Origin of the sequence: Paenibacillus sepulcri (assembly GCF_042647105.1) — a bacterium.
In the GTDB taxonomy this organism is placed as follows: domain Bacteria; phylum Bacillota; class Bacilli; order Paenibacillales; family Paenibacillaceae; genus Paenibacillus_Z; species Paenibacillus_Z sepulcri.
Genome location: NZ_JBHRUP010000001.1, coordinates 5836328 through 5853339 on the forward strand (window position 1 = coordinate 5836328; position 17012 = coordinate 5853339).

The 17012-nt window shown below is 49.4% G+C and carries 16 protein-coding genes and 1 other annotated feature; of the genes, 13 read left to right on the plus strand and 3 right to left on the minus strand.

What is annotated here, in order from left to right; translation table 11 throughout:
• Position 1: 1 nt before the first annotated feature.
• Together ACFOLF_RS25565 and ACFOLF_RS25570 are read left to right on the plus strand one after the other, a co-directional pair.
• Positions 2–772, plus strand: coding sequence for an SDR family oxidoreductase (locus tag ACFOLF_RS25565; protein ID WP_379113378.1), 771 nt, complete (start codon positions 2–4; stop codon positions 770–772).
• 279 nt (positions 773–1051) lie between these two features.
• Complete coding sequence (locus ACFOLF_RS25570; protein WP_210044075.1) at positions 1052–2014, plus strand: NAD(P)H-dependent glycerol-3-phosphate dehydrogenase; 963 nt, start codon at positions 1052–1054, stop codon at positions 2012–2014.
• A 176-nt stretch (positions 2015–2190) separates the two neighbouring features.
• On the opposite strand, the gene ACFOLF_RS25575 is transcribed toward ACFOLF_RS25570, so the two are convergent.
• Positions 2191–2391, minus strand: coding sequence for a hypothetical protein (locus tag ACFOLF_RS25575; protein ID WP_210044076.1), 201 nt, complete (start codon positions 2389–2391; stop codon positions 2191–2193).
• 163 nt (positions 2392–2554) lie between these two features.
• On the opposite strand from ACFOLF_RS25575, the gene ACFOLF_RS25580 reads away from it, so the two are divergent.
• The gene (locus ACFOLF_RS25580; protein ID WP_210044077.1) at positions 2555–4126 is read left to right on the plus strand and encodes an ABC-F family ATP-binding cassette domain-containing protein; all 1572 of its coding nucleotides are present in this window, start codon (positions 2555–2557) and stop codon (positions 4124–4126) included.
• Positions 4127–4157: 31 nt separating this feature from the next.
• Here the strand turns inward: ACFOLF_RS25580 and ACFOLF_RS25585 are convergent, their stop codons facing one another.
• Complete coding sequence (locus ACFOLF_RS25585) at positions 4158–4568, minus strand: hypothetical protein (protein ID WP_210044078.1); 411 nt, start codon at positions 4566–4568, stop codon at positions 4158–4160.
• Positions 4569–4684: 116 nt separating this feature from the next.
• Here ACFOLF_RS25585 and ACFOLF_RS25590 point away from each other — a divergent pair, with 116 nt between their 5' ends.
• From ACFOLF_RS25590 to asd, 3 genes are all read left to right on the plus strand, one after another.
• The gene (locus ACFOLF_RS25590; RefSeq protein ID WP_379113380.1) at positions 4685–5257 is read left to right on the plus strand and encodes a DinB family protein; all 573 of its coding nucleotides are present in this window, start codon (positions 4685–4687) and stop codon (positions 5255–5257) included.
• Between the two features lie 491 nt (positions 5258–5748).
• Positions 5749–6195, plus strand: coding sequence for a GNAT family N-acetyltransferase (locus ACFOLF_RS25595; RefSeq protein ID WP_210044080.1), 447 nt, complete (start codon positions 5749–5751; stop codon positions 6193–6195).
• Positions 6196–6264: 69 nt separating this feature from the next.
• Positions 6265–6525: a binding site (T-box leader), on the plus strand.
• Between the two features lie 89 nt (positions 6526–6614).
• Positions 6615–7688: an aspartate-semialdehyde dehydrogenase gene (gene asd / locus ACFOLF_RS25600; protein WP_210044081.1), complete on the plus strand. Its 1074-nt coding sequence runs from the start codon at positions 6615–6617 to the stop codon at positions 7686–7688.
• A 135-nt stretch (positions 7689–7823) separates the two neighbouring features.
• On the opposite strand, the gene ACFOLF_RS25605 is transcribed toward asd, so the two are convergent.
• Positions 7824–9533: a M20/M25/M40 family metallo-hydrolase gene (locus ACFOLF_RS25605; RefSeq protein ID WP_379113382.1), complete on the minus strand. Its 1710-nt coding sequence runs from the start codon at positions 9531–9533 to the stop codon at positions 7824–7826.
• A 348-nt stretch (positions 9534–9881) separates the two neighbouring features.
• On the opposite strand from ACFOLF_RS25605, the gene ACFOLF_RS25610 reads away from it, so the two are divergent.
• The 7 genes from ACFOLF_RS25610 (at position 9882) to ACFOLF_RS25640 (ending at position 17007) form a co-directional block, all read left to right on the plus strand.
• Positions 9882–10376 (plus strand): DinB family protein, encoded by a 495-nt coding sequence (locus ACFOLF_RS25610; RefSeq protein ID WP_210044082.1) that lies wholly within the window; start codon positions 9882–9884, stop codon positions 10374–10376.
• A gap of 64 nt (positions 10377–10440) precedes the next feature.
• On the plus strand, positions 10441–10563 hold the full coding sequence (locus ACFOLF_RS25615) for a hypothetical protein (protein WP_379113384.1): 123 nt from the start codon (positions 10441–10443) through the stop codon (positions 10561–10563).
• A gap of 167 nt (positions 10564–10730) precedes the next feature.
• Positions 10731–12212: a stalk domain-containing protein gene (locus ACFOLF_RS25620; RefSeq protein ID WP_210044083.1), complete on the plus strand. Its 1482-nt coding sequence runs from the start codon at positions 10731–10733 to the stop codon at positions 12210–12212.
• 80 nt (positions 12213–12292) lie between these two features.
• Positions 12293–13525, plus strand: coding sequence for a S41 family peptidase (locus ACFOLF_RS25625; protein WP_210044084.1), 1233 nt, complete (start codon positions 12293–12295; stop codon positions 13523–13525).
• A gap of 204 nt (positions 13526–13729) precedes the next feature.
• Positions 13730–14893 carry a Gfo/Idh/MocA family protein gene (locus tag ACFOLF_RS25630; protein WP_210044085.1) on the plus strand — a complete coding sequence of 388 codons (1164 nt, stop codon included), beginning with the start codon at positions 13730–13732 and terminating at the stop codon, positions 14891–14893.
• A gap of 175 nt (positions 14894–15068) precedes the next feature.
• Entirely contained in the window at positions 15069–16172 is a 1104-nt protein-coding gene (locus ACFOLF_RS25635) for a Gfo/Idh/MocA family protein (RefSeq protein WP_379113386.1), read from the plus strand.
• A gap of 148 nt (positions 16173–16320) precedes the next feature.
• Positions 16321–17007 carry a GntR family transcriptional regulator gene (locus tag ACFOLF_RS25640; RefSeq protein ID WP_379113388.1) on the plus strand — a complete coding sequence of 229 codons (687 nt, stop codon included), beginning with the start codon at positions 16321–16323 and terminating at the stop codon, positions 17005–17007.
• Positions 17008–17012 lie beyond the last annotated feature (5 nt).

Sequence of the window (17012 nt, forward strand, 5' to 3'; positions counted from 1 at the left end):
AATGATCAGTAAAATGAATCAGGAAATCCCCCGAATTGCCCTGGTTACAGGAGGCAACCGCGGTATAGGAAGGGAAATCGCCAGGCAGCTGGCTTTGAAGGGGCTGCAAGTATTGATCGGCTGCCGGGATGAAGACAAGGGACGGCATGCAGTTGAAGAGATGCGTCAGGAAGGACTGGCAGTTGAGCTGCAGGTCGTCGATGTAAATGATCCGGAAAGCGTCAGCAGGATGACAGAGCGAGTAAAACAACAATATGGACGTCTGGATATATTGGTAAATAATGCTGGAATTATACGGGATTACGGCGTTTCTGTGTTGGATGTGAAAGAGTCTGTAATTAAGGAGACATTCGAGACTAATTATTTTGGCGTATTGCGAATGATTCAAGCTGTTGTTCCTTTGATGAAAGAACATCAGTATGGACGCATCGTCAATCTGTCGTCTGGCCTGGGAGCTTTTGAGATTCTGGAGGGATTGTTGGGTCTTAAGGGATCCTCGTCAGCCTACCGCATCTCTAAAACCATGGTCAATGCCTTAACATGTTTAGCCGCACAGGATGTGGCCGGAACGGGTATCAAAGTGAACGCCGTTTGTCCTGGAAGGGTACAAACGGATATGGGAAGAGAGGCTGCTTCCCAGGCAGCCGCGGAAGGCCTGCCTGCTCTCCTGACGGTTGCAGAAGGAGCAGATACGGCCGTCTGGCTGGCAACTCTGGATGAAGAAGGTCCAAGCGGCGGATTTTTTCGCGAGCGCAAGCCTGTCGCCTGGTAGAGATTTATTTTATTGAAGGATCGGGGAAAAGGCTGCCGCGTGCAGCCTTTCTTGTTACTGAAAGTCAGCAACAAGGGATTCTTGCTTGCGGCAGCACTGCAGGCAGTCTGAGCGGAATGATAATACTGAAGAGTCCCACAACATGATTATGGAATTCATCCCCCTGTCCATCCTGTCACCTCCGCTCCCCTGCTGTTCTTTATTTTTCAGTGAGAGGGGGATATAATAGCCCCAACAGCTGCGGGCAGTGTAATGATAAAATAAAGGAAGTGCTAATTAATGAAAGTTGCCGTGCTTGGCTGCGGAAGATGGGGATCTTTTTTAGCGTGGTATGCCAATAAACTGGGACATGAAGTAACGTTATGGGGAAGAGAAGCATCCAAACATTATCAGAGATTGGTTGATAGCAGAACTAATGATTATTTAATATTACCTCAAACAATACATATAACGAATAAAATGGTAGAAGCCATTCAGTTTGCCGAAATCATATTGATCGCCATCAGCGCCCAGGAACTTAGAGGATTTGCAAAGCAGCTGAATACGATGGGAATAACGAATAAGTCCTTTGTTTTATGCATGAAGGGACTTGAAATGGAGTCTGGAGAAAGACTCTCGCAAGTATTAATGGAAGAAATACAATCACCTGTAAATGTAGCCATTTGGGTCGGACCTGGGCATGTTCAAGAATTTGTTCAAGACATTCCGAACTGTATGGTTATTGATTCAGATGACATGAACATAACGAAATGGATAGTAGACAGCTTCGGAAGCGACACGATACGATTCTATTATGGGCAGGATCTGTTAGGCAATGAAATCGGTGCTGCGGCTAAAAATGTAATTGGCATCGCAGCAGGCATGCTGGATGGATTGGGTTATACGAGCTTGAAGGGAGCATTAATGGCTCGAGGAACAAAAGAAATGGCGAGATTAGTCAAGGCAATGGGAGGCAGCGAATTAACGATTTACGGTTTGGGGCATCTTGGCGACTACGAAGCAACGGTGTTCTCCAGGCATAGTCATAACCGGCGTTTTGGCGAGGCATTTGTAACAAAGGAACCATTCGGGAAATTAGCTGAAGGAGCTGCAACTGTAAAAGCATTATTGCAATTGTCCGCAAAATATAATGTAGAGCTTCCTATCTGTCAGGCTGTTGACTCGGTACTCTCTGAGGGCAGCGATCCAAAAGAGCAGCTGATCAAACTATTTATGAGACCCGTGAAAGTTGAAGGTATTTAATGAACAAGTGGCAAAAGAGGGAGCGGGTTATGATAAGCCTGCGCCCTCAGTGATTACCAAGCCGTATTAATTCGTATGCGCTATCCCGAGATAATTTGGCCAGCCCTGCCTGAATGGAGAGGAGGGTTATTGCTGCTGAGCGAGATAGGGAAAATAACGCCATATTTCCTCTCGCATCAGCCTTTTTTCCGCTGCTGCTGAAGCTGGAGCTTCAGGGCTTTGTATTTGTTCACTCCGACTCCCACCAGGACTAAGCCGATGGCGAGCAGGATAATGCCCATCGGCTTGTTGACGTAGATCATGTCGACAATGCCGAAGATGACGAGCATCACGCCGAACACTGCAATGAGGAGCGGATTGGCTGGTTTGGATTTCATGGGACAAGCACCTCGTCTGTGAGTTTATATTTATCCACTCTAGTATAGCCCAAATGGCGGTTGTCCGCAGAAAAAACGAAGCGGGGATCAAGTATATGAAACATCAGGGGGGATCTGGGTTATAATCACGTTAGAATTAGCGGGATCTGGAAGGGTGATGACGATGAGCGTAATTCGTATGGAGAATGTAACCAAAAAATATGAAGATACATTGATTTTTCGCGATATCTATTTTCGTGTGGGCAAAGGAGAGCGCATCGGTCTTATTGGACGCAATGGCGCCGGTAAATCTACTGTGTTCAAGCTGATCCTGGGCAAAGAGGAGCCTACGTCCGGAAAAGTGGAAATAGATCCCCAGGTCAAGATCGGCTATTTCTCTCAATTCTCGGAAATGCAGGGAAGCTTGTCTGTGCAGCAGGAGCTGGAAATGTGCTTCGAGCAGGTTGCGCTGATCGAACGGGAGCTGCAGGAAGTAGGAGAGAAGCTGGGCCATGTTACGGATGATGGCGAGATGGAAGGGCTGCTTGAGCGGCAGGCGAAGCTCTTTGAACAGATGGAGCATTTGGACGGTTGGAATGTGTCCGTGGAAATCAATACGGTTCTAACCAAGCTGGGATTCGATGACAGGTCCCGCAATCAGCCCGTCAATGAGCTGTCAGGCGGATGGAGGAACCGCGCCGCGCTCGCCAAAATCCTGATTGAGCTTCCCGATGTCGTACTGCTCGACGAGCCGACGAACTTCCTGGATCTGGATGGCCTGGTGTGGCTGGAGCAGTGGCTGCACCGCTACAATGGCGCGATGATTCTGGTATCGCATGACCGGCAGTTCATCGATAGAGTGGTTACGCGTACGATTGAGATTGAGAACTATCATTTTCAGGAATACGAAGGGAATTATACCGATTTCATCCGAAAAAAGAAGCTGCGCAAAAAAGAATTGATCCGCCAGTTCGAGTGGGAGGAAGAGCTGCTCATCATGGAGTCTGAGGCGATCGACAGCCGCGCGAACAAAAAAACCTCAAAAGACCGGCTGTCGCGTCAGCTGGCTGATCGGAAGAAGCGGATTGAGCCTCATCCGGTTAACGTGCTCATTACCGACATTTATGAGAAATTGCGGTTCCCGGACAAGCTGTGCGAGCTGAAGCAGGTAGGGCAGACATATGGAGACCGGCGGATATTCCAGAACATAAGCTTCGATATCCAGAAGGAGGACCGCCTGGTTATCGTGGGCCCCAATGGAAGCGGGAAGTCCACGCTGATCAAGGTGCTTACGGGACAGGAGCAGCCCGACTCCGGCGAAGTGATCTGGGAGAAAGGCGTCAGCTACGCTTATTTCAACCGGATGTGGGATGAGCTTGATCTTAAGGATACCGTCAGTCATGCGGTGAATATTTACGGCCTTGGACTGGATGCTCCCCGGAAAAAAGTGAACAAGTTTCTATCCATGCTGCAGTTCTCGGAGCTGGATCTGGGCAAAGTCATTGGCACCCTTTCCGGCGGCCAGATGGCCCGGGTGGCTCTGGCGAAATGCCTTCTCTCGGGAGCAGCGGTCATCATACTGGATGAGCCAACCAACCATCTTGATCTGACAAGCATACAGGTTATGGAGCAGGCTTTGATTCATTTTCCCGGAGCTGTAGTTACGGTTAGCCATGACCGGTTTTTCATCGATAAAATAGCGACAAAAATGCTCGCTTTTGATCCTGAATCCGGAATAAGCGAGCAGAATGTATAGATTGTATGCGAGTGAGCGGGGGGCATTGGCTTCAGTGCTTCACGGCCAGCCGGCGGCATTCATGGTCAAGGCAGCAGAGACATCTGTCGGGGAGATTAGGGTCCAGCGCAGAATCGGTTTGTTGTTCTATCCTTTTTCCAAACAGCTCCTGTTCGTGGTGCTGGAACATGATCTCATGGTAAATATCGCCGAGCGGTGGTGGATGGGTTTCATGAATAGGAGGATCGTGGGGAATCCTTAGCTCCCGATTGCTTGTTCTGCAAATAGGCAGATTGATTGAACAAATTTTCACGATAATTAGCAGCAGCAGAGCCAGGCTTAGCATTACTATTCCTGATTTCCATGATGATGTTAAGCCCAGGACAAGGACAGAGAAAATAATGGCAGGATAAATAAAAAGGCAAGTAAAAAGAAGGATCAGAGGTTTTAATAAAAAATTCATGCGCCCCTCCTTTTTAATCGTTGTTATTTTATTAATATGCTGTCAGGGGTTATCCCTATTTTAGCGAAATCAAGGATAATGAAAATGCTCGTCTTGAAATGAAAGGAGAGGCAGCCTTGTCCATTAATAGAACCATCGAAGTAATAAACCACGAATTATTAAGCACAAAATCAGAGCTTAGTGCCTGGTTTAATAAAGATATTTCTAGTCTGAAGTATGCTCCTATCAGGGGCTGGAGTATCGAACAAATCCTTGAGCATATAACGATAACGAACCATTTTTTATTCATTTTGATTCGAAAAGCGAAGATAAAGGCACTCCATGCTGCATTAAAGGAAGATTTACTATCTGAATTAAGCAGGTATGAGTACAATCTGGACCAGCTCGACGATATTGCTGTTCATGGATCTTTCTCTTGGATAAGGCCGGATCATATGGAGCCGACAGGCAATGTGACTCACGATGAAATCAGAAGGAAGCTTGAAGAACAGTTTGACGAATGCTCCCGGATTTTGAATGAGATCAGACAAGGGGAAGGGATATTATATAAAACGATGATGTCCGTAAACAATCTGGGGAAGATGGATGTTTATCAATACATCTATTTCTTGTGTCAGCATGCCAAGAGGCATATTCAACAAATGCTTAAGGTGGAAGCGGAGTTTATGAGTCTTAAGGAAACAGAGTGACGATATACCTGTGGAGATGAATCAAGCTTTAATAAAGTACAATGGATTTTTCATTTTGAGAGGAGTGATGTGGTATGAACAATATCCAATCTGTGGTGGGAGTTACAAGAGGAGTATTGTTATAGAAGTCTGGTGACTAACTGGCGGAGCAGGCGGAAATAGTCTGGAGAAGAGTATGCGTTCGCCTTTGTACCCCGAATTTAACAATAGGGTTCAGACCAATCACATTTATACCGCGATTGGTTTTGAACCAGGGTGACAAAGCGATCCACGGTGTTTATTGTGGATTGCTTTGCACCAGAGGTATCCAAAATAAAAAAATTCAGGGGTACAACAGCGATCTCGAAAAGTGACAAGCGATAGACATGCTTGTAGCACTTGCGAGTATTGGAAGACGTTTCCTCATGCGCGCCTGTCTTTTTCACTGGGCTTTTAGAGACAGAGGAGCCTGTCAGATTCCTCTGTGAAGTTAACCTCGGGAGGAAATGTCCATGGGAATTATTCTAAAGCCGGTGTCTGCAGGGAACTGGTATGATTGTACGAAGCTTAAAGTCAAGACAGAGCAGCTCGGTGTTTTTCCGGCACCTGTTGTTTACTGGATTGCCGAATCCAAATATATAGATGAATATGAACTGCGAGCCGTATATTGGGATGAAGAATTAATCGGGTTTATTGTATTCTGCAATAAGCCGGATAACGACGGAAACTACTGGATACCTGCCTTCATGATCGATGAAAAGCATCAAGGCAAGGGCTACGGGAAAGCGGCAATGGAAAAACTAATCGAACTCATGAGCCTGATGAAATGTAAAAAATTAATGATTGGACATAGACCCAATAACGGGATTGCCGGGAGCCTCTATGAATCCTTGGGGTTTAATAAGGTCAGTGAAGAAGTAATAGACGGTGAAATCATACGTTTGCTTCAAATTCTCTAAAGGCAGGACATCGCGATACAAAAATATCTTTACTCTACTTCGATTAATTGTTATTCTTTTTCCAATACTTAAAATGCGATGATGAGAAAAGTAAATGAAGCATTCTTCCACAGAGAGCTCCGGCAGCTGAAAAGGAGTGAGGAATCCTTTATTGAAGAAAGCCTCTGAGCTGTACACCGGAACCTGTGAGGGGATGGTGTAACAGGAGCTCCTGTTATAGAGCTAGAGTATAAGCATCCTCGTATAGAGATGCCGTACTCGAAGAGGCGGATATGGCGACATATTTGCGAATCCGGGTGGTACCACGAGCATACTAATCTCGTCCCTGAGACTTTTTACAGTCTTGGGGGTGAGATTTTTTTTGTTTTCATAATCGGCATGCGGAAAGTAATATTCATACTAAACAAGGAGTGACTCAAATGTCCAGATTAAGAGCGGCAATCGTTGGAGCAACGGGAATGGCCGGGCAGCAGTTCGTGCAGGCATTGTCCAATCATCCGAATTTTGAAGTGGTTACTATGGTTACATCAAGAACGTTGAAAACATACGACGAGGCATTGCTGGAAGCAGACGGATCATCGAGATGGACACAGAATACGCCGGTTCCCGGAGATATGTCGGGAGTCCCGGTAGTCTCTTCCAGGGAATTCCGTCCAGATTCTGTCGATGTTATTTTCACGGCGATTGAATCCGATCTTGCCAAAGAGCTGGAGCCCTGGTTTGCCCAAACGACCCCGACCTTCTCGACGGCATCCGCATTTCGTTACTTCGATGATACTCCCCTTCTCATTACCGGAGTCAATGATGATCATGCGGAGTTAATCCGCAAACAGCAGCAGGAACGCAGCTGGAAAGGCTTCGTTCTGCCTGTTCCCAACTGTACGGTGACTGGACTTGCGGTGACTTTAAAACCGCTGCACGAGCATTTTGGAATTCAAAATGTTCTGATGGTCTCCATGCAATCCGTAAGCGGCGCCGGAAGAAGTCCCGGGGTCCGTACCCTGGATATTCTGGATAATATCATCCCGTACATCCCGAACGAAGAGGGGAAAGTCAGGAAAGAGCTTTTGAAGATACTTGGCGGATATTCCAGTGAGGGCATTACTCCGGCGGAGATTAGCATCAATTGTATATGTACGAGAGCGAACGTGCTGGATGGTCACACGGAATCCGTGTTTGTCGGTCTGAAGAAACAGGCAAATTTAACTGAAATTCGAGAAGCCATCAATCGCTATAATCCCTTCGACAGCTGCAAATTACATTCGGCTCCCGAGCGGATGATTCATCTATTTGATGACCCTTTTCGCCCTCAACCCCGCTTGGATCGCGAGCTGGGAGGCGGGATGACAACAAGTATGGGGAGACTGGAAGAGGAGCCGGTGCTGGGTGGCGTGAAATATGTCCTGGTCTCCCACAATACGAAGATGGGTGCGGGAAAAGGCGCAGTTCTGCTCGCTGAATCGATGCTGGCGCGTGGTTTGCTGAACGTGTAGTGCCTGGATATCAACGGACCGATACGGCAGCGCAAATAATAGCAGCGGCAGTTCTCAGACTTTATTTTATGAGTCCGAGTCTGCCGCTGCTTCTTTAATGGAAATACCTGTTACGGTCAATTGGAACGGAAGCTTTTATCTGTGACCATGATCCCTGGGCATACGGCAAAATAGAGGATAAATCAACGTGGATGACAGCGCTGCGAACGTGATCAGCGCGCCTGCCAGATCCAGCGTCATCAAGACGAATACGAGATACAATATCGGTGTGAACAGCAGGATGCCCGGCAACGCGAACAGCGTCGATACCCAGCTCCTGGCCCCTTCGCCCACCAGGTAAGATGCATTCAGCCCGATCAGGCTGATCAGAAGCGGCCATGTGAACAGGTAGCTCCCGCCCGGCAGATACAGGGTCGTCGCTGCGCAGAGGAGTACCCACAGCAGCAGCGCGCCGACCCACAGGTTCTCAGCCTTCACATAGCGCGAGCACCAGCGGATCAGAGGAACCGTTATCAGCAGCATGAACAGCAGCAGGCCAATGAAATAGTACGTACTGACACCGGGGTCTTTCACGATTGATACATAATACGGATGCGGCACGTTTGCTCGGAGAATATTCCATACCAAGGTGACTGCCCCGAACACCACCGCCAAACTAAGCAGGGACACGAGGAAGCCGCCTGTAAGTCCCTTCAGGCTCAAGCGGCGCCGATACAAGCCGTTCCATACGGTAAGGGCGAATAACAGAACGCCGATCAGCATGAAACCGAACGCCCAAGATTCCGGATAGCTGACCATGCTCCAGCCGAGGACATTAAAATAAACCCGGTTTTCCTGCTTTACGTCGTTCAGATCCAACTGGCCAAAATGCTTTGTCAGGCTAAGCATGTAGTTTCCTTGATGCTGGATGCTGGAACGATCGAGGTTCCCCGGCGTATCAATCTCCTCATGGTACGCATTCAAGCCCATGCCGAAGGCGAAATTCAGACCGGGCAGCCCGCCTTCGCGGAATTCCGTCAGATCGGTATCGTTGGGCATTAATTTATAGACGTTATAGATCAGGGAGTAAGCCACCGGTTGAGGAGCCGCCTTCATAAATTCCTGGATCATCCATCCGTTTTGCTCGCTGGTCTCGAACATGAAGGAAGGCCCCTTATTCCCCCGTGCTTCAAAATTGAGCACCATTCCGACATCCTTGGCTGAGGGATGCTCTTTCATAAATGCTTTTGCTCCCAGCATGCCGAGCTCTTCGCCGTCTGTCAAAAGCAGCAGAAGATCATTCTTAAGCGGCCCCGATGCTTGAAGCGCGCGTACCGTCTCCAGCATTGCCGCAATTGCCGAGCCGTCATCGGCAGCTCCCGGACCTTCCGGAACAGAATCATAATGCGCCGCGAGCATAACAGCCTTGCTGTTGTCCGTACCTGGAACACGCGCCATAATGTTCTCGATGGTTATGGTCTGCACGTCTGTCTGGAGATTGGGCCGATCCGGTCCGCTTGTCAGCCCGGACTCCAAACCCTGTGTGACCTCCACTCGCTGCACCTCCGGCTTCAAGCCCAAGCCTTCGAGCTCCGCCAACAAATAATTCCGGACCTGGTCATGCGCAGGAGAGCCCACTGGATGCGGTTCCTTCGCAATGACGTTTAGCTTCTCTATCGCGCGGGAAGCAGAGAATGTGTCTTCAGGAGCATCGGGCCCGGCGGGCTGCGGGGCCCGAATTTGAAGCAGTCCAATGAGCATTGCACCGAACAGTAGAGCCAGGATACAAATTCGCTTCAGCCACCTGGCTGCACCCGATCCGGCTGCTGGTTTTGCAGTGGTCGATATGGGATGATGGGGGGACACAAGATCACTCCTGATTTATAAATTTTAGAAAATTTGCAACCGATTTCATGAGCAGGTGCGCTGCCTATGATTTGCGGCGTTCCGAAGCTGCAGCAAGCTTCTTCCGTGGATTCGACCTCCTGAGCTGAATTATACGGGGCGGGGGAGGGGGCAGGAATGACCCTGAGAATGAGTTCGCTCCCGTACTTTGGTCGAGGGCAGACCAGCGGAAAACAGCATTTGCCGGGCAGGGGCAGCTTTAAAAAGTTGATTGAACAAACGGGCAGGAGACTTCGAAGGCTGTGGTAAAATAGGTTGTAAAAGCCTTATACTTGTGGAGAAGGGAATGAAGGCTGGAGGAGGGATTACATGAATTTTTCCAAAAAAGATGTTTTGTTAGATCAGCTTGCCGCATGTCATAATGACCTGAGCTGGTTTCCTACGTTTCTTGATTCCGTACAAGGGCTGACAGCAGAGCAGGCGGGCTGGCGTAGTGATTGTTCCAGTCATTCCATTTGGCAGCTTACCGGCCATCTGACCTATTGGAATGAAAAATGGCTGAGCTACTTTACCGGTAAGGAAACCTTCATAACAATTGGCAATAATAACGATAGCACCTTCGAAATAAAGGAAGAAATGAATGAAGAAAACTGGAAATCCGCGGTAGATAAACTGGATGCGGCATTCTTGGAATTTCGTAAAGTGATCGCGGACTCGCCTGAGTCGAAGCTGGATACCCACATCCCCAATTATCCGGATGAATGCCCTTGGTGGGCGGCCATCTCCAATCTTTGTACCCATAACGCGTATCATATTGGTCAGATTGTATTAATGCGCAAACAACAAGGCTGGACAAATAAATAATCTATACTTAGACAAACCTTCAATCGACGCGATTGTCCAGATCAGCTTCGATTCCAAGGAAGAGATGAGGAAGGCGCTGCAGGCCGACAGCTACAAGAAGGCGGACAAGATGCGCGAGGAGTACATGAGGGAAACCTCGATAGGTATTCACTCCGCCGTCGTCGACAAAATGCTGAAGCTGGTTTAGATGAAGAAGATCATTGAGGAGGAGCTTGCTATGGCGGCTCCTCTTTTTTTTGTGACTATAATCGCCTTAGCCTTATTTGTAACTAATTTCATTCGGCAGCGTCTAATCATAAGGAATTATATTCCCATGACTTGCTTAGTCTTACACTCGAGAGGAGAAACCGTTAAATGAAAAAATGGCTGATTCGTTTTAGTATGATTCTGTGTCTGGTTCTCTTGCCCTTCAATGCCCTGGCTGGAGCAGCAGCATCCAATGTCGAGGATTTCGATGCTTCATCGCTAATCAAATCCGACGGGACGTTATGGGTCTGGGGCAACCAACTATCCGTTCCTGCCCAGATACCAGGGATCACGGATGTTCAAAGGGTATTTTCTGATCAGTTCATTATGAAGAAAGACGGTTCAATTTGGCATTGGGAGCGGAATTTTGCAACTTCCGGGATACAAGTATCCCCTGTTGAGGCACTAAAAAATCTCACTCATGTATATTCCAATGGAAGCGAATCCCTGGCCATTGATGCAGACGGCAAGACCTATTTAATTCCTAAAGTCCAAGGCAAGCTCCAATTGGAGGAGATCGCAGCGCTGCCGGATATTGAAGATGTCGCGGACGTTAACTTTTATTATGAAATTCAGGATCAGCGCTGGATCCCGACATGGGTATTCCTGAAGCGTGACGGCACGGTATGGAGAAGCTCTGATTCGCTCAAGTCGTTTGAAGCCATCCAATCGCTTTCGGATATTGTGCAAATCGCACAGAACATAGCCGTCAAAAAAGACGGAACAGTGTGGTCCTGGCCATCGAAGTTCTCAGAAGATCAATTGCCGGCAGGCCCCTTGTCTGCAGTCCAAATGACTGCACTGACGCATATCAAACAGATCGTAACCAATGGCTCCACTGATTCTTATGCCGCTTTTGCCGTAATTGACGATAAGGGCAGCGTATGGTTTTGGGGAGCGACCACCACTGGCATGTCAGATGGAACGACCTCCCATCAATCGCCTGTACCGCTGCAGCTGACCAGCATCAAGGATGCCCGGTCCGTCTTTTTCGTTGAACAGTCCTTAATTGTGTTTACAGGTGATGGAAGCATATATGAGACCTCGGTCCATCGTGAAGCCATGCCTGCTAACCCCGATTTTACATTATTGGCGTCTGATGTGAGTCAAGTCAAGGCCGGAGATCGTCATGTGATCCTGCAAAAATCCAATGGCGGACTTTGGGGATGGGGCGTAAACAAGAATGGCGAGCTGGGAAGCGGGGATTACGAGTTCATGCATTCAACCCCCGTTCAAATGCAAAAGCCGGTTTCCATTCAGCTCAATGGAGAATCTGTGACAATGACGAGCGGCGTCATTATCCGGAATGGGCAAGCATTCATTCCGCTCCGTTCCCTGTTCGAGAAACTGGGCGCTAAAGTAACATGGGACGTATATAAGAAAATTGCCACTGTCAGCCGTGCGGCCGTTCAAATTTCGGTTGATTTTAATGGCGATACGAAATTGAACAACGTAGCGGTAAAGCTTGAGAACGAGCCATTTATACTAAGCGGCGCCTCGTACCTGCCGCTGCGTTTTATCAGCGAATCGCTGGGGGCAAAAGTCGAATGGGTGCAAGCACAGGACAAGATTACCATCACGATGAAATAGCACCGCGAACAAGGGAAGACACAAGCTTAAACAATTGTATAAGGCGCGGTTAAAATCAAAAATGGGGAGTGAAATCAACGATGGATGAGGGCTTGTCCCTGGAACGGCGGCTTCTTATCGTTTCGGAAACGTTCCGGTTGATCGAGAAATTTTTCATTCATTGGGAGGATGCGCTGATAACCCCAAACGAAATGGAACAAACGGCGGAGACTTTCTTTAAAAAAGCGGCAGATGCAAAAACGCGAATACAATTTAATTGGGTCAGGATGGAGTTGTTTGGCCGATTGCGCAACGCTCATTCCTGGTTTTCGGATCAAGGGGCGCCGGAGCCGGACAACGGCTATCTGGGATTTTCGTTATTGAATATGGGAGGGCAATGGGTAGTCGACCTTGATGCGACTGGTGCGCTGCAGCCGGGTGACGCCGTGTTAGCAATCGGAGGAAAATGTCCATCCGAATGGTATAGAGAGCTTGAGCCATTCATAGGCGCAAGCAAAGCTGATTCGAAGCAAATCCGCGCCCAATACTTATTTTCAGCCATTATTCCTGGAGTAACCTTGGAGGTAGAAATCCAGGATAAAAACGATTCAAGGCGTTCTGTCATGCTGTCAAGGATGAAGGGCGACGACAAACGATTGAAGACAGTGAATATGCCATCGGAAACGGAAGGCAAATGGCTTCAAAAAGGCAAGACTGCCTATATCAGAATCCCCAGCTTCACTCAACCCATATATGAAGAACGGGCATTGGGGCTCGTCAATGAGTATCAACACGCATCAACCATTGTAATCGATCTGCGCGGAAACGGGGGCGGTTCAACCCCCGTCCAATTGACAAGGCGGTTAATGGACCGGCCTTACCGGTCGTGGATGGAACGATCGCGTCATCCAGAGTGGCTCTGGCAGCGGCATGGAGGCGGCAATATAAAATTTGCAGACGATTACCGTTATGCAGAGAGGCAGCCTGATTGGATGCAACACTCAGGTGAAGGAGAACACTATACGGGCAGAATCATACTTCTTGGTGACCGCCGCGCCGGCTCTGCTGCTGAGGATTTTATTATGCCGTTCAAGGATAACGGAAGAGCTGAGATTGTAGGGGAGCATACCTGGGGCTCAAGAGGTCAGCCCATAATTAAGCATTTTGGCGATGATATCCAGATCGGAATCGGGACGATTCGCGCATACTTCCCCAGTGGGGATCCGTTTGAAGGCGTCGGGATAGCACCTGACATCGAGGTGGGATATACACGCGGGGAGCTTTATGACAAGACAGACTCTGCGCTTGAAAAGGCAATGGAGTTGATAGATTGATAGTTTTAAAGACGGAAGGGCTGTCCCTGTGGCAGCCCTTGATTCCGTTTTACAGGCAGATAAGCGCATTTGCCGGAATATGAACAGGAGCCTTCACAAACTATCATTGATATTTATTGCCATATTCGCTACAATACACCTTGTATACTAGTGCGATCAGTTGATGTTATTATTCATTTTTTTATCTAATTGGAGGTGCAGGCTATGATTCGAGTGGCTGTTATCGGTACGGGAGGTATTTCGGAAGCGCATTTGAAAGCGTATACCTCTCTTGGGGACCGCTGCAAAGTGGTGGCTTTATGCGATATTTCTCCGGAAAAGGCTGAAGCGCTGAAGCAAAAATACAATCTGGATTGCGAGATTTTTACCGATACGGAAGAAATTGCGTCCCACAATGAGGTGGATTTGGTATCGGTCTGCACACCTCCCTACATGCATGCTGAGCTTGCGATTGCCTGCTTGAATGGAGGTAAGCATGTATTGGTGGAAAAGCCGATGGCCTCCTCGCTTGAGGAATGCGACCGGATGCTGGAGGCGGCTGAGCGCTCTCAGCGGATTCTTTCCGTTGTGAGCCAGAACCGGTTCTATAATCCCATAATGAAATTGAAGCATGTGCTGGATTCCGGTCTCTTGGGCAAGGTCGTCCATGCACAGGCGGATTCGTTCTGGTGGCGCGGTCATGTTTATTATGATTTATGGTGGAGAGGGACATGGGAGAAGGAAGGCGGCGGCTGCACGCTGAATCATGCCGTGCATCATATCGATATGCTGCAGTGGCTGATGGGCATGCCGGACCGGCTCCAGGCTGTTACGAGCAATACTTCGCACGATAATGCGGAAGTGGAGGACTTGTCGATTGCCGTCTTGTCCTACGGAAATGGGGCGCTCGCCCAGATTACAAGCTCGGTCGTTCATCACGGCGAAGAGCAGCAGCTTGTGTTTCAGACGGAGAAGGCCAAGGTATCCGCTCCCTGGGACGTATATGCTTCGGTATCCCGAAGCAATGGTTTCCCCGAAAGGGACCCCGGGATGGAGCAGCGGATTGAGGAGATTTATCGTGAATATCCCGAAATCCCCTATACCGGCCATACAGGTCAAATCGACGATGTGCTGAAGGCTATCGAGAATCAGTCGTTAACTGTTCTTGCCGACGGGCATGAAGGGCGCAAAACGCTGGAGCTGATCACCGCAATTTACGAGGCAGCCCTGACCGGGCGGCAGGTCCAGCTGCCGCTGCAGCCGGACAGCTTGTTTTATACCCGGGCAGGCATTCTGGCGAACGCGCCTCATTTCTATGAAAAGACAAATTCAGTAGCGGGATTCGCGAATAACGAGATTACGCTTGGCAGCAATTATCAGGTCAAATAGCACTTATCATTCTGGGAATGAGAAGGGTTGGCGGTTATGTTATCGTTGGACAAAGCGGCAGTAATAGGAGGCATTGGCAGGGGCATCTGGGCTGCCAACGCTTTGTTTCCGGGATCCCCAGAGCCGGATTATGTCTCGGGAATTAATTTGAAAGTGAAAAGGGGATGGCTTGCTAATGGCTATGTATAAGCAATCTGGAGCCGCCACCTTCGGCATTATCGGGGGAGCCGGCTTCCGGGCGCAGTATTACCTGAGGATCGCGCAGGCGCTTCCCGACCGGTTCCGTGTTGGCGGCCTGGTGGTGCGGGATGCTGACAAGGGCAAGGCGATGGAGAAGCAGTGGAATATTCCTTCGTATCGTACGCTGGAGGAGATGCTGCAGGCGCAGCGGCTTGATTTTGTCGTCGTATCTGTGGGCTGGGCGGCATGCTTCGATTATTTGTTTCAATTGGCGGAGCGGGGAGTTCCGGCGCTCGCGGAAACGCCTCCGGCACCTGACCTGGACGGCCTGATCATGCTGCATGACAAGCTCACCAGCCAGGGCGCACGGATTCAGGTGGCTGAGCAGTATCAATATCATCCGCTGCAGATGGCGCGTTCGGCCGTTATCGAGGCGGGGCGGCTGGGGAGAGTGACGGAAACCACGGTATCGGTCTCTCAGCTGTATCATGCCGTCAGCCTGATCCGCAAAATGCTGGGTATCCGCTTCGAAGACGCGACGATCAAGGGAATGAGGTTCGAGTCCAGCTGGCTTGCGGGACCGACCCGCAGCGGTCCTCCAGCGGAAGAACGGCGGATCCCCATGCAGCGGGATTTGGCGTGGCTGAATTTCGGCGAGAAGCTGGGCATCTATGATTTTACAAAGGACCAGCATCGTTCGTGGACACGTTCCAACCACCTGTCCGTAAGAGGCGAGCGCGGTGAGATCTTCGACAGCCGCCTGACGGCGCTGGCCGACTTTTCCACGCCGCTCCATCTGGATTTCAAACGCATCAACAAGGGCGAGGTTGAAAATCAGGAGGGGTATTTCCTGCAGGGAATTATGGCGGGAGAACAGTGGGCGTACGAGAATCCCTTCGCGCCTGCAAGACTATATGACGACGAGATCGGGATCGCTGCCTGTCTGGCGCAGATGTCCGATTACGCCGCAGGCGGTGCAGAATTCTACGGGCTTCCCGAAGCGTCGCAGGATCATTATCTCGGAATGCTGCTGGAGCAGGCGGTACTGACCGGCGAAACGGTAACGTCAACCAGGCAGCCCTGGGCCGAAGGAGTCTGAAGAAGGCATTAGCAGGGACGAAAACGGCGGGTGGCGACAACAAGAGGGATCACGGCCCGTTGGCAGAAATCCGGCATCGGACAAGGGCGGAGCCGCCGTTTTCGTATAGGATAGGTGCATTAGCAGATTTTCCGGAGGAGTAGATGGGATGAAAGTAAGTATGGAAGCTTCGCGTTATGAAAAGGGATCAATGCGGGACTATGTGCACGATACGCTGAAAAAAAACATCATGGAGCTTAAGCTGGAGCCGGGGCGTTTTATCTCGGAGAAGGAAGTCGTTGAAGCCCTTCAGGTCAGCCGTACCCCGGTTCGCGAAGCTTTTGTCAAGCTGTCCCAGGAGGAATTAATCGAGACCATTCCCCAGAAAGGGTCTTTCATCTCCCTGATTGATATGAAGCAGGTCGAAGAATCCCGTTTCATCCGGGAGAAGCTGGAGATGGCGATCGTCCGCCAGGCGTGTGAAATACTGAGTGCCGAGCAGCTTCTGAGCCTGCAAAATCTAGTCGGCCTGCAGAAGCTTTGCGCCAGCGAGAATAACTATGAGCGGCTGTTTGAGCTCGATGAAGAATTTCATAAGCTGATCATAATCGGCTGCGGGAAAACGCGCACATGGACGCTGCTTCAGCAGCTCAATACGCATTACAACCGTATCAGGCTGCTTCGGTTAGCGGTCAATTATGACTGGGCTAATATCATCGTGCAGCATGAGGAGATCATAGAAGCCATACGCGGCAATAATCCGGATTTGGCGGAGCAAACGATGCTGCTGCATTTAAGCCAGGTGAATTTTGAAAAAGAGGAATTGAAGGAAAAATATCCGTCCTACTTCAAATAATAGAT